General features: G+C 66.7%; 13 protein-coding genes. 8 read left to right on the forward strand and 5 right to left on the reverse strand.

Translation table 11 applies throughout. The annotated features are described in order from the left end of the window. Positions 1-40: 40 nt before the first annotated feature. The 4 genes from GONAM_RS04160 to GONAM_RS04175 all read right to left on the reverse strand — a co-directional run bounded on the left by GONAM_RS04160 (position 41) and on the right by GONAM_RS04175 (position 3630). Positions 41-1240, reverse strand: a complete 1200-nt coding sequence (locus GONAM_RS04160; RefSeq protein ID WP_006865524.1) for an NAD(P)/FAD-dependent oxidoreductase — start codon at positions 1238-1240, stop codon at positions 41-43. A gap of 51 nt (positions 1241-1291) precedes the next feature. Continuing rightward, the gene (locus GONAM_RS04165) at positions 1292-2029 is read right to left on the reverse strand and encodes a pyrimidine reductase family protein (protein ID WP_006865525.1); all 738 of its coding nucleotides are present in this window, start codon (positions 2027-2029) and stop codon (positions 1292-1294) included. After that, positions 2026-2499, reverse strand: a complete 474-nt coding sequence (locus GONAM_RS04170) for a flavin reductase family protein (protein WP_051992474.1) — start codon at positions 2497-2499, stop codon at positions 2026-2028. Before GONAM_RS04170 ends, GONAM_RS04165 begins: the two co-directional genes overlap by 4 nt. A gap of 195 nt (positions 2500-2694) precedes the next feature. Further along, on the reverse strand, positions 2695-3630 hold the full coding sequence (locus GONAM_RS04175) for a DUF4106 domain-containing protein (protein WP_006865527.1): 936 nt from the start codon (positions 3628-3630) through the stop codon (positions 2695-2697). A gap of 389 nt (positions 3631-4019) precedes the next feature. Between GONAM_RS04175 and aqpZ the strand changes: the two genes are divergently transcribed. The 4 genes from aqpZ (at position 4020) to GONAM_RS04195 (ending at position 7557) form a co-directional block, all read left to right on the forward strand. Beyond that, positions 4020-4820 (forward strand): aquaporin Z, encoded by an 801-nt coding sequence (aqpZ, locus tag GONAM_RS04180; protein WP_006865528.1) that lies wholly within the window; start codon positions 4020-4022, stop codon positions 4818-4820. Positions 4821-4861: 41 nt separating this feature from the next. Then, positions 4862-6526, forward strand: a complete 1665-nt coding sequence (locus GONAM_RS04185; protein ID WP_006865529.1) for an ABC-F family ATP-binding cassette domain-containing protein — start codon at positions 4862-4864, stop codon at positions 6524-6526. 167 nt (positions 6527-6693) lie between these two features. Beyond that, complete coding sequence (locus GONAM_RS04190; RefSeq protein WP_006865530.1) at positions 6694-7068, forward strand: ArsR/SmtB family transcription factor; 375 nt, start codon at positions 6694-6696, stop codon at positions 7066-7068. A 3-nt stretch (positions 7069-7071) separates the two neighbouring features. Beyond that, positions 7072-7557, forward strand: coding sequence for an SRPBCC family protein (locus tag GONAM_RS04195; protein WP_006865531.1), 486 nt, complete (start codon positions 7072-7074; stop codon positions 7555-7557). Positions 7558-7648: 91 nt separating this feature from the next. Here GONAM_RS04195 and ygiD read toward each other — a convergent pair whose 3' ends face one another. Further along, entirely contained in the window at positions 7649-8488 is an 840-nt protein-coding gene (ygiD, locus tag GONAM_RS04200; RefSeq protein ID WP_500784348.1) for a 4,5-DOPA-extradiol-dioxygenase, read from the reverse strand. Positions 8489-8622: 134 nt separating this feature from the next. On the opposite strand from ygiD, the gene GONAM_RS04205 reads away from it, so the two are divergent. The 4 genes from GONAM_RS04205 to GONAM_RS04220 all read left to right on the forward strand — a co-directional run bounded on the left by GONAM_RS04205 (position 8623) and on the right by GONAM_RS04220 (position 12788). Next, positions 8623-9855, forward strand: a complete 1233-nt coding sequence (locus GONAM_RS04205; RefSeq protein WP_040535347.1) for a serine hydrolase domain-containing protein — start codon at positions 8623-8625, stop codon at positions 9853-9855. A 94-nt stretch (positions 9856-9949) separates the two neighbouring features. Next, positions 9950-10798 carry an ABC transporter permease gene (locus tag GONAM_RS04210; protein WP_006865534.1) on the forward strand — a complete coding sequence of 283 codons (849 nt, stop codon included), beginning with the start codon at positions 9950-9952 and terminating at the stop codon, positions 10796-10798. 52 nt (positions 10799-10850) lie between these two features. After that, the gene (locus GONAM_RS04215; protein ID WP_006865535.1) at positions 10851-11651 is read left to right on the forward strand and encodes an ABC transporter ATP-binding protein; all 801 of its coding nucleotides are present in this window, start codon (positions 10851-10853) and stop codon (positions 11649-11651) included. A gap of 57 nt (positions 11652-11708) precedes the next feature. Continuing rightward, positions 11709-12788: an ABC transporter substrate-binding protein gene (locus GONAM_RS04220; RefSeq protein WP_040535350.1), complete on the forward strand. Its 1080-nt coding sequence runs from the start codon at positions 11709-11711 to the stop codon at positions 12786-12788. Positions 12789-12830 lie beyond the last annotated feature (42 nt).

Genomic DNA, 12830 nt, shown 5'->3' on the forward strand with positions numbered 1-12830 from the left:
ATATTAGCGGCGGCACCCTCTGGTCCCGCCAGATCTCACGTCAGACACGCCCTCGCAGAATCAGATTCCAGTACAGGCGGGGCAGGACGTAACGGTCGAACGCCCAGGCGCTGCGGCGCGGTTTGAGGGGGTCTAGGAAGGACGGGATCGACGACATCGATGTTCCGCCCCGGTCGAACTCGGCCGCGATGAGACGGTGAGACGCGGTCGCGATGGGTGCCACCGTATAGCCGTCGAAATCGCGTAAGGGGTCGCCGGTGCGTGCTGCGAGGATGTTGTCGACCAGGATCTCCACCTGCTTACGGAGTCCTCCGCCCGACGGGTCGGTGGCGATCGCGGCCCCGTCGCCGATCGCCCACACCTCGGGATGCGAGCGATGTCGCAACGTGTGCGGATCGATGTCGACGAGTCCGTGTTCTTGGCCCCCGGCGAGTCCGGACTCCTCGACCATCGACGGGCCGCGGAAGGGTGGCACCACGTGCAGCAGGTCGAACTCCAGGTCCTCGGTGCGGGCGGCCGACGTTGCGGTGACCCGCCTGTCACCGGGATGCAACTGCACTCCGGAGTCGAGGAGGACACGGATGCCGAGCTCCTCGAGACGGGCGGACAGGCGGGCGTCGAGGTCGTCGACACCGAGCAGGTGAGGACGGTCCACGACCAGGGTGATGTCGAGCGTCGGCAGGATCCCGGTGCGTTCCCAGTGCGCGGCGGCGAGGAACAGCGGCTTGAGGGTGGTGCCGGTGCAGCTGACCGGGGGTCGCGGCACCGTGAACACCGCTCGACCGCCGCGCGGCATCGAGGTCACCAGCTCCCAGGTCTTCGCCGCTCGGTCGAGGCAGTTGCTGGTCACCGCCGGCTCGTCGATCGCCTCTCCGATGCCGGGCATTGCTTCCGAGTCGGGTACGAGACCGACCCCCAGGACAAGGTCCCGGTACTCCACAACGGTGCCCGACCGGCACCGGATCGTCCGCCGGCCGGCGTCGATGGATGTCACCGAACCGCGGAGCCAGGTCGCCGATTCCGGGGTCACCGACCGCTGGGTGCGCTCGGCTTCGCGGAGTGTCGCCTGTCCGCCGCCGACATAGGACAGCAACGGCCGGTAGGTGTGTACGGCTTGGGGCTCGATAATCGCGATGTCCGAGACGCCGCGTCGGGTCAGGCGTGCGGCGGCACTGATGCCGGCGTTGCCGCCACCTACGACGACGACGTCGAACCGGCGGGACTCGCTGGATGTGGCCATGGCGACGGGTACCCGGTGTCCCCGCCGGGAAACGGGGCGGGTCTGCCGCGGTCACCGCACGTAGCGAAGGAAGACGTCGTCGTGGTGCGGGACCGCGTGTGCGAGCCGAAAGCGACGCGGGGCATCGAGTGGGCTGAGAACCGCGGCGGCGGGGTCGGTGACCGGGCTGCCCTCGCCGGTCACCTGAGGTGCCATCGTCACGCAGAATTCGTCGACGAGGTCGGCCTCGATGAGTTTGTCGAGCAGGCTCGGGCCGCCCTCGCAATGAATGCGACGCAACCCCCGGGCCCGCAGCTCGTCGATAGCCGCAGGAAGGTCGATGGTCTCGTCACCCACGGCGATGACCTCGGCTCGGTCGTTCACCGGAGAGGTGTCGGCCAGAGCGGAGGTGATGACGATCGGGCGCTGCTCGGGTGGGACGTCGAGCGACCTCTCGGGCAGTGAGCAGGACTGCGAGACGATCGCCAGGCGCGGGATGTCCGACGCCCCCGGCCACCGAAGGCGCGACCGCAACGCGAGCAGCTGGTCGGGCAGCGTCGGGGGACCGTACTTCTCGACGCGCGCGGTGGCGGCTCCGACCAGCACGACGTCGGACAGCGCACGCAAAGCATGGAAGAGGGCGCGGTCGGCGGGTGAGGAGAGCGGACCGACCCGACCGCGAAAACTCACCGAGCCGTCGATGCTCATCACCATGTTGGTGCGCACACCCTCAGGGAAGTCGGCGTAATGGCGTTCGGCGAAGGTCGGGGCGTCGAAATCCGGATGGTCCTGCAGCGTCTTGTCGCTCATGCGTCGTGCCCCGGGTCGATGTGGCGGACATCGGCGAAACTGACCCACGAATCGCGCGACGGATCGTCGACGACCACCGCGCCGTCGACCGGTTCGACGATGTGCGCCGTATGGTCGCCGACATCGATGCGATCGAGAATCCTTGCGGCGAACCACATCTCCGAGTCCTCGAGAATGGGCAGCCCGTACGGTCCTTCTGACCAGCGACACCTCGCGAACTTGTCGACCTCGTCGCCGGTCTGCCCTCCGAACAGTTCGGCGAGCTCGCGGTGAGCGCTCGGGATGAGGTGAACGGCAAGGTGTTCGGCGGAGGTCGCGATGCCGTGCGTGTGGTTGGCCTGCGAGATGCCGATGAGGAAACGGCGGGGGTCGATGCTGGTCTGGGTGGCGAAACCCACGAGACATCCCGACCGGCGACCGTCGGCGACGGTGGTCACGACGAACACCGGGTAGTCGATGATCTCGACCATCTTGTCGAACGCGTCCGTTCCGGCCACACCCACCTCTTCCGCTTGCCGGCCATCTGACGTGCGAGCGATACCCGATCTGTGCCGTTCTCAATCCCCGGGAGGTGCCAGAACGCGAGGTCGCCGCCTCCGGTACCGGAACATCGGCCGAAGCCGATGAACCGGTCTCGGAGGCGGCGGGTTCGTAGCGCGTCGTAACTAGGCGGCGTCGGTGATCTGTTGACGCTGCGCGGTGTACATCTCAGCGAGGTTGCTCGTGACCTCCGAGCTGACCGACGGAGCGCTGTCGCTGAAGGTGTTGTGCGACACCGAGAACGACACGCCGCGCTCCTCGCCGACGACGAGGGTGCCCACCATGTGGACCTCGATGTCGGAGATGGAGAACTGACCGGTCATCCGGACGGCCTTGTAGTCGCCGCTGATGGGCAGGGTCTGCTTGTCGAGTTTCATTGCGACGGGGATGGTCTCGCCGTCCTCCTCGAGGTTCAGTGTGAAGGTCTCGCAGGCGGAGAGGATCTCGTCGAAGTCGTCGTAGCCGCCATCGGCGGGCTTGGTCACGTCGGCGCTGTACTGGTCGAGACCGAAGAAGACCTCGCCGCCGTCGACGGTCTCGGAGAGTTCGCGTTGCGCGAAGTCGGCGCTGGTGTCCGGGGTCTTCACCAATCGAGCACACTTCTCGTTGTCGACAGTGGTGGAGTCGTCGTCGGACTGCTCGGTCTCCAGCGTGAATTCGCCGGTGATGTCCGGGAACTCGGACTCCGGCAGCAGGAGGGCGACGGCCGACGCCGTCGGGACCTTCGGCTCATCGGAGCTGTCGCCGCCGCCCAGCGTGAACGCGAGGACGACCGCCACCACGACGATCAGCACGAGCAGGAGGCCACCGCCGCCGATGAACCACCACTTCTTGCCGCCACCCGACGACGCCGGAGGTGGGGGAGGCTGCTGACCATAAGGCTGCTGACCAAAAGGCTGCTGACCACCGGGCTGTGGGCTGTACGGCTGCTGTCCGTAACCCGGCTGTGGGTAGGGCTGCTGCCCGTACGGTTGCTGCCCGTACGGTTCCTGACCGTACGGCTGCTGCCCATCCTGCGGGCCGAGCCGAGTGGGCTGGTTGGGATCGTAGGGACTACCCACGATGGGCTCCTTCTCTGAGGCGATTACGCGAGATTCGACCGGAGGCGGTCACCGACTACGCGACAGTACCGCGCACAAACGCGCCCAACAGGGTGTTCGAGAAAGGTCGACCCGGTAGCATTCAAGCGAATGTTTTCGCAGCTCAGGCCGGGTGTGCCAGGTCGCGAAGATTGCGTTCCCGGCCCATTTCGTGAACGCACGGAATGCCGTTTTTCATGCAGTCGAATGAGCATCGAAGGACACGCGAGCGTCAATTCTGAGCATGAGATTCGTAAACGGGCAGACATTTCTCGGGGACTGCGGTCCACTCGGGACACGGTGGCGGGGACATACCGGCTCGGCGTCGCCGTGCCTGTAATCGACGAGCCGGGCGAAGGAGACACGGTCTCATGACAGCAAGTACTCCACGCCGGTTGCTGGCCGAGCTGTTCGGCACGTTCTGGCTGGTCTTCGGCGGCTGCGGCAGCGCCATCTTCGCGGCCAAGTACGTCGCGAACGCCAGCGAGGACAACGACACCCTGATCCAGCTGGGCATCGGTCTGCTCGGCGTCTCACTGGCGTTCGGCCTGACGGTCGTCACGATGGCCTACGCCGTCGGGCACGTCTCGGGCGCCCACTTCAACCCGGCGATCACCCTCGGGGCGGTTGTCAGCGGCCGACTGCCGGTGAAAGACCTGCCGGGGTATTGGATCGCCCAGGTCGTCGGCGGCCTGCTCGCCGGCACCCTCCTGTACGCGATCGCCAGCGGCCGACCGGGCTTCGAGGCGACCGGCAACATGGCCGCCAACGGCTACGGAGACCATTCGCCGAACAACTACACCCTCGTGGCGGTCCTGATCGCCGAGGTGGTCCTGACGGCGTTCTTCCTGCTGGTCGTGCTCGGCGCCACCGACGGCCGGGCACCCGCCGGATTCGGGCCGCTGGCAATCGGTCTGACCCTGACGCTGATCCATCTGATCTCCATCCCGATCAGCAACACCTCGGTCAATCCGGCGCGTTCGACGGCGGTCGCGTTCTTCAACGGCAACGGAGCCCCCGGACAGTTGTGGTTGTTCTGGCTCGCACCGCTGCTGGGCGGCCTCATCGGTGGCATCCTCTACCCCCTCATGTTCCAGGACGGAAAGTTCGCGCTGGGCAAGGCGCCCGACGAACCGGCCACCGCGCCGACGCAGGGGAAGACCAGGGCCTGACCGGGCACGGCCGGCGTCGCCGGTGGTGCGACCATTGACCGATGACCGCAACTCTCGTCGCCAAGGATGTCGCGGGCGGATACGCCCACCGCGTCCTGTTCGATCACCTCGACCTCACCGTCGCTCCCGGCGATGTGGTCGGGGTGGTCGGCGCGAACGGGGCGGGTAAGACGACGCTGCTACGCGTCCTGGCCGGTGATCTCGCGCCGCTGGCGGGGTCGGTGTCGCGGGCACCGTCGGACGCCTTCGTCGGCTGGCTTCCTCAGGAACACGAGCGGATTCCGGGTGAGACGGTCCGTGAATACGTGGGGCGTCGCACCGGTTGCACGGCTGCCACGCAGGCGATGGACGCTGCGGCCGAGGCGCTTGCGGACGAGTCCGCCGCGGCCGGTGCCGACGACCCTGCCGACGTCTATGCGGCGGCACTCGATCACTGGCTCACCACCGGCGCTGCCGATCTCGACGAACGCCTCCCGGCGGTCCTCGCCGACCTCGGTCTCGCCACCGATGTCATCGACCCCGACACCACGCCGATGACCGCCCTGTCCGGTGGACAGGCCGCGCGGGTCGGCCTCGCTGCACTCCTGTGCTCCCGATTCGACATCGTGCTGCTCGACGAGCCGACCAACGATCTCGATCTCGATGGCATCGCCCGACTGGAGGAGGTCGTCGCAGGTCTGCGTGGCGGGGTCGTGCTCGTGAGTCACGATCGAGAGTTCCTCGCACGCAGCGTCACCCGGGTTCTCGAAATCGACCTGGCCCAGCACACCAACACTGTCTTCGGCGGCGGCTACGAGAGCTACCTCGAAGAACGCGAGGTGGCGCGCCGGCACAAGCGTGAGGAGTACGAGGAGTTCGCCGCGAAGAAAGCCGATCTCGTGGCACGGGCGCGTACCCAACGGGAGTGGTCGAGTCAGGGAGTGCGCAACGCGATGCGCAAGGCGCCCGACAACGACAAGATCCGACGCCGCGCCGCCACCGAATCGAGTGAGAAACAGGCGCAGAAGGTGCGGCAAATGGAGAGTCGGATCGCGCGCCTGGACGAGGTCGCCGAACCGCGCAAGGAATGGGTCCTCGAATTCACCATCGGCTCCGCACCACGATCGAGCTCGGTCGTCTCGACGTTGAACAACGCCGTTGTGCGACAGGGGGACTTCGTGATGGGGCCGGTCTCGATCCAGGTGAACGCGGGAGAGCGTATCGGCATCACCGGGCCGAACGGTGCCGGCAAATCGACATTGCTGCGACTCCTCCTCGGTCACCTCGAACCCGATTCGGGGACAGCGCAACTCGGCGCCAACGTCGCGATCGGTGAGATCGACCAGGCGCGTGGGCAGTTCACCGGTACGACGCCGTTGGCCGATCGCTTTGCCGAACTGGTACCCGACCACACCATGGCCGACGTAAGGACGCTACTGGCCAAGTTCGGTCTACGCGCCGACCATGTCGACCGGGCGGTCGGCGAGCTGTCGCCGGGGGAGCGCACCCGCGCCGGACTGGCGTTGCTGCAGGCCCGCGGAGTGAACGTCCTGGTGCTCGACGAGCCCACCAACCATCTGGACCTCCCCGCGATCGAGCAGTTGGAATCGGCACTCGACTCCTACGACGGGGCGCTGCTCCTGGTCACCCACGATCGGCGGATGCTCGCCAACGTTCGCGTCGACCGGCACTGGCATGTCGAGGGTGGTCGAGTCACCGAGCTGTAGGTCGCCAGGCCTTCGTGGCTCGTCGACTTCGATACGCTCCTTCGTCACTACTCAGCCCGGCGGCTTGCGCTCCTCGCACCTCAGGCAGCAAGGGGGCGTGCGGTCCTGAACGCGGTGAATGTCGCCGCAGGGGTTGACATACAACTGATCGGTTGTATGTTTGAGATGTGGCCGGAACCACTGGCACATCGCCAGACGAGGAGGACAGGGCCGATGCCCTGTTCCACGCGCTGTCCGATCGCACTCGCCGTGACATCCTGCGGCGCGTGCTTGCCGGTGAACACTCGGTCTCGGTGCTCGCCGCGAAATACGACATGAGCTTCGCGGCAGTGCAGAAGCATGTCGCCGTGCTGGAGAAGGCGGGCCTGCTGACGAAACGACGTCAGGGGCGCGAGCAACTTGCCAGCGGCGATGTCGCCGCGGTGCGTTCGGTGGCCTCGATGCTCTCCGAACTCGAACAGGTGTGGCGTGGCCGTATCGCGCGCATCGACGACCTGCTCTCGCTCGAAACCCCACCAACTGCAACATCATCGGAGGAATGACCCATGCCTGTCATCGACATCACCCCGGACCTCGACGCCCGCACGATCACCATCAACGCGGAGTTCGCCGCCCCCGTCGACCGTGTTTGGCAGATCTACGCCGACCCGCGCCAGCTGGAGAAGATCTGGGGCCCGCCGACCTACCCGGCGACCGTCGTCGACCACGAGTTCAAGCCGGGCGGCAAGGTCACCTACTACATGACCAGTCCCGAAGGAGAGAAGTTCGGCGGCTACTGGAAGGTCGAATCCGTAGACGAGCCACACGGTTTCACGTTTCTCGACGGGTTCGCCGACGCGGACATGAACCCGATCACCGACATGCCCGGGTCGCGTAATTCGTACTCGTTCGTGGAGAAGGACGGCAAGACCGTCGCCACCTACATCAGCACCTTCGAATCCGCCGAAGCACTTCAGAAGGTGCTCGACATGGGTGTCGTCGAGGGTTCCACCGCGGCCATCAACCAGATCGACGAGTTCCTGAAGTCCTGAGACCTCGATACGGCCCTCGGCTGGCGCCTCGGGCCTACTCGGCCGGCGGGGGCGGCTCGGCTGGCGCCTCGGGCCTACTCGGCCGCGGGATTCAGATGTTGGAGTCCAGGGGCGGGAAACCGTCGGGAAGTTCGGCGGCCGGCGCGTCGCCGAACGTTCCCGTCTTCACGTCCAGGCCGTGCGTGTAGGCGGCCATCGAGATCGAACCGGCCGCATGCCCGTCGACGAGCAGATCGAGCGGCGACTCCTGTGCGAGCCCGGCGATGTAGAGCAGCGGCAGGTAGTGATCCGGCGTCGGCACCGAGTTGTCGAAGTCGGGGTGCCCGTCGAGACTCAGGACGTCAGAGGGGTTGTCCTGCAGCACTTCACGGGCGGCGTCGTCGAACCGGTGGGCCCAGTCGTAGCCGGAGTCGGCCTTGGCGAAATCGATCGCGTGCAGGTTGTGGACGATGTTGCCGCTGCCGATGATGAGCACACCCCGCTCACGTAGCGGCGCCAGCTTGCGGCCCAGCTCGTAGTGGTGCTCGAAGTCCTTGAAGGCGTTGAGCGACAACTGGAGAACCGGGATCGAGGCGTCGGGGAACGTGTGCACGAGCACCGACCAGGTGCCGTGATCGATGCCCCAGCTGTCCAGGTCGTGGCCGCACCACGTGGGTTTGACGACGTCGGAGACCATCTCGGCGACCTCGGGGTCACCGGGCGCGGGGTACTGGACGTCGAAGAGATCCTGCGGGAACCCGTAGAAGTCGTGGATGGTGCGCGGGCGCGGCATCGCCGTCACCGCCGTCGCGTTGGTGTACCAGTGCGCCGAGATCACCAGGATCGCCCGCGGCTTCGGGACCGCCTGCCCCAGTGCTCGCCATGCCTCGGTGTACTTGTTGCGCTCGAGTGCGTTCATCGGGTTGCCGTGTCCGATGAACGCGGCCGGCATGATCGGCTGGGTGGTGGTCATGGTGGCCGCCTCGGGTCGTGCTGGTCGGGTCAGAAGAAGACGGTACGCCGCGTTTGCGTGCCGAATCCGCCGGTTCCGACTCGCGACCACGACCCATGTCGGACGCTGACCGTATGGCAAAGCGCTGGTCGACGATCGTGGTGATGTTGATGGTCGCGGTACTCGCGGCGTGTGGCTCCGGCGGATCGGGGCCTGCCGAATCCTCCGGCGCCTCGTCGGCCCCGGAGAAAGCTGCGGCGATCGAGCGGATCGTCGAGGAGTTGAAGGCGTCGAAACACCTGAAAGCGGTGATCGTCCGCGTGACCGATGACGGCGACGAGGTGATCACCAAGGGGTATGGCGAATCACAGACCGGTGTCGCGGCCACCCCCGACATGCACTTCCGCAATGGGGCCGTCGCCATCGCGTACGTGGCCGCGGTCCTGCTGCAGCTCGTCGACGAGGACAAGGTGTCCCTCGACGACACCCTCGACAGATGGGTTCCGCAGATCCCGCACGCCGACGAGGTCACGCTGGGTCAGCTCGCGACGATGACCTCCGGGTACCAGGACTATGTCCTCGGCAACGACGCCTTCGAGACGACCGAGCTCACCAACCCGTTCAAGGCGTGGACCACCGACGAGATGCTGTCCTACGCGGTGGACAAGCCACTGCTGTACAAGCCCGGCACGAACTGGAACTACGCTCACACCAACTACGTCATCCTCGGCCTCGCGCTGGAGAAGATCACCAACAAGCCTGTCGAAGAGCTGCTCCGCGAACGGATCTCGGAGCCACTGGGACTCGAGAACACCGTGTCGAGTCTGACCGCGGTCATCCCCGAGCCCGCCCTGCACGCATACTCCTCCGAACGCCGCGGATTCCTGAATCTGCCGCCGGACACACCGTTCTACGAGGAGACCACCGGATGGAACCCGTCGTGGAGCATCACCCACGGGGCCATCCAGACCTCGAACATCTACGACGTCGAGGCAACCGGACGCAAGCTCTTCGCCGGTGAGACTCTGTCGAAGGAGTCCTACGAGACGATGACCTCGACCCGGCTCCGCGGTGTCGCCCGCCCGCTGTACGGCTGCGCGACGTGCCTGGAGATGAGCGAGCGCTACACCTACGGCATGGGCGTGGTCCTGACCGGCGACTGGATCGTCCAGAACCCGCTGTTCAACGGGTATGCCGCCGTGGTCGGTTACCTGCCCGAGGAGAAGGTGTCCATCGCGGTCGCGGTGACCTACGAAGCAGAGGCGTTCGGTCCCGACGGTTCCTACGACAACGGAGGCAACCCGATCTTCTCGCGGATCGCGGCGCTCATGGCGCCCGATCATGCGCCGCCGATCCCGCGGGACTAGGTGCGGTACCCGACACATCGCCGGAAGGTGGACTTGCACTCAAGCTGAATCGAAGGGTGTCGCCGACCCTGCCCCGGTTCGTAGCGTCGGCCCCGTGGCCGACCAGACCCTGAGCATCAGCGCGCCCGGAGCACGAGTTCCCGACGAGTCCGATTCGGCGAATTCGGCATCCGCCCAGACGAAGACGAAGAACCGTCGACTGCACACGGTCATCCGGGCCCTCTCGCCGATCGCCGTCCTCGTGTTGTGGCAGCTGGGCAGTGCGCTCGGCGTCATCCCGCAAGATCGCCTGCCCGCGCCGTCGCTGATCGCCGAGGCGGGCTGGGAGGTGCTGTCCAACGGTCATCTCCTCGACGCCGTCGCCGCATCCGCGCAGCGTGTGGCCATCGGTCTCGCGATCGGTGTCTTGGTCGGCGTCGGACTCGGTCTCCTCGTCGGGTTGAGCCGGTACGCCGACTCCATCGTCGACCCCAACATGCAGGCCATCCGGGCGTTGCCGCTGTTCGGCCTGATCCCGCTGTTCATCCTCTGGTTCGGGATCGGGGAGATGCCCAAGGTCCTGCTCGTCGCCCTCGGGGCACTCTTCCCGCTCTACCTCAACACCTCCGCCGCCATCCGGCAGATCGACCCACGGCTCGTGGAAACCGCCCGCGTGCTGGGATTCTCACGGATCACCACCATCCGCGACCTCATCATCCCGGGAGCGATGCCGCAGATCCTGGTCGGCCTCCGTCAGGCGCTCGCGATCGCCTGGCTCAGTCTCATCGTCGCCGAACAGATCGCCGCCACCTCCGGGCTCGGTTACCTGATCAACAACGCACGCGACTTCCTGCGCACCGACATCATCTTCTTCGGCCTGATCGTCTACGCCGCACTGGGTCTGATCACCGACGCCATCGTTCGCGCCCTCGAGCGCTACACCACCCGGTACCAGAACCGTTGACGTGCAACGCGCTGCCCCGACAAGAGTCACCCCGAGCAGGAGAGAGCCCCCCATGACCGCCATCGCCACCCGCGACCTCGAGGTCACCGTGCCCACCGCGCGCAACGACGCCCGTGCGTACGCCGCCGAGGTCGAGAACGCCAGTCTCGGCTATGGCGACAATCTGGTCCTCCGTGATGTGACGCTGCGCGTCGGCGCGCACGAGATCGTCGCGCTCATCGGACGCAGCGGCAGCGGCAAATCGACGCTCTTGCGCTTGCTCGCAGGTTTGTCGCAAACCGAATCCGGAACGGTGAGCACTGCGGGATTCCCGGCGGTCTCGTTCCAGGAACCGCGTCTCTTCCCGTGGCGCACGGTGCTGCAGAACGTCGTGTTCGGACTCGTCCGCGAGAAGGTCGGCAAGGCCGAGGCCAGGGAACGCGCCCGCCGAACCCTCGACGAGGTCGGCCTGACCGACAAGACCGGTGCCTGGCCGGCCCAACTGTCCGGTGGCCAGGCGCAGCGTGTGTCGCTCGCCCGCGCCTTGGTCGCACGTCCACAGCTCCTGCTGCTCGACGAACCGTTCGGTGCGCTCGACGCCCTGACCCGCCGCACCATGCACGAACTGCTGATCTCGCTCTGGCGCCACAACCGATTCGGCGCTCTGCTCGTCACCCATGACGTCGACGAGGCGCTCCGACTCGCCGACCGGGTCGTCGTGCTGGCCGACGGCCGGATCGTCGAGGACATCGCGGTCCCCGATCCCCGCGGCGGCGCCGCCGGAGACGACTCCGACGACGCCGTCGACCCGCAGATCCCGCGGCTGCGTGCCGAACTCCTCACCGCCCTCGGTGTCGCCGACGCCGCCCGCTGACCACCGCTTGATTCCGGTTCGTCCACGTTCACCCACACCGAAAGCGCCGCAACACCTATGAGAATCACCGACGTTCCCGCTCGCCCGTCCCGCACCCCGTCCTCTCGACGGAGGGTGCTCGCGGCCGTACTGGCCACGGCTGCACTGACACTGGGGCTCGCCGGCTGCGTGCAGCGTGACGACACCGCGGACTCGATCGCCGATGAGACCGTCGAGGTCTCCTCGCTGCAAGACCTGATACTGCACGTCGGTGACCAGAAGGGCGGCACCGCAGCGCTTCTGCGGGCGTCCGGTGAACTCGAGAAGCTGCCGTTCGACGTCGAGTTCTCCACCTTCACCTCGGGTCCGCCGCAGATCGAGGCGGCCACGGCGGGCAAGATCGACTTCGCCGTCACCGGCAACACCCCGCCCATCTTCGGTGCGGCGTCGAACGCGAAGGTCAAGGTGGTGGCCGGCTTCGCGAACAACGCGAGCGGTGACGCCATCCTGATCCCCGGCAACTCGACCCTCACCTCGGTCGCCGACCTCGCCGGCAAGAAGGTGGCCGTCGCCAAGGGCAGCTCGGCTCACGGCCACCTGCTGCTTCAGCTGAACAAGGCGAATCTGACCCTCGGGCCCGGCAAGGACGTGCAGCCGGTGTTCCTGCAACCAGCAGATGCGTTGTCCGCGTTCACCTCCGGCAACGTCGACGCCTGGGCCATCTGGGATCCCTACACCGCGATCGTGCAGCTCGAGAACAACCCGAAGACGCTGGTGACCGCCGAAGGTGTCTCCAACGGTTACGGATTCGGCATCGCCGGTGACCAGGCGCTCGCCGATCCGCGCCGCAACACCGCCGTTCGTGAACTGGTGGCAGGCATCGCGCGTGCCAGCAACTGGGCCAAGGCCAACCCCGATGCGTGGGCCGAGAAGTACTCCGCCGAGATCGGTATCGACCCGCGCGCCGGAAAGATCGCCCAGGGTCGAAGCCTGCGTCCGGCGATCGCGTTGGACGACGGCGTCGTCGAATCGCAGCAGACACTCGCCGACGCCTTCGCCGCATCGGGTCAGCTACAGGGTGAGGTCACCTTCGCCGACTTCGTCGACAACCGCTACGACGATGCGCTGACGGAGTACTTCTCCACGCCGGCCTCCTGACCGATCCGCCTTGATTCATCCGGCACGACCCACCCGTCTGGA

Source organism: Gordonia namibiensis NBRC 108229 (assembly GCF_000298235.1).
GTDB classification, from domain to species: domain Bacteria; phylum Actinomycetota; class Actinomycetes; order Mycobacteriales; family Mycobacteriaceae; genus Gordonia; species Gordonia namibiensis.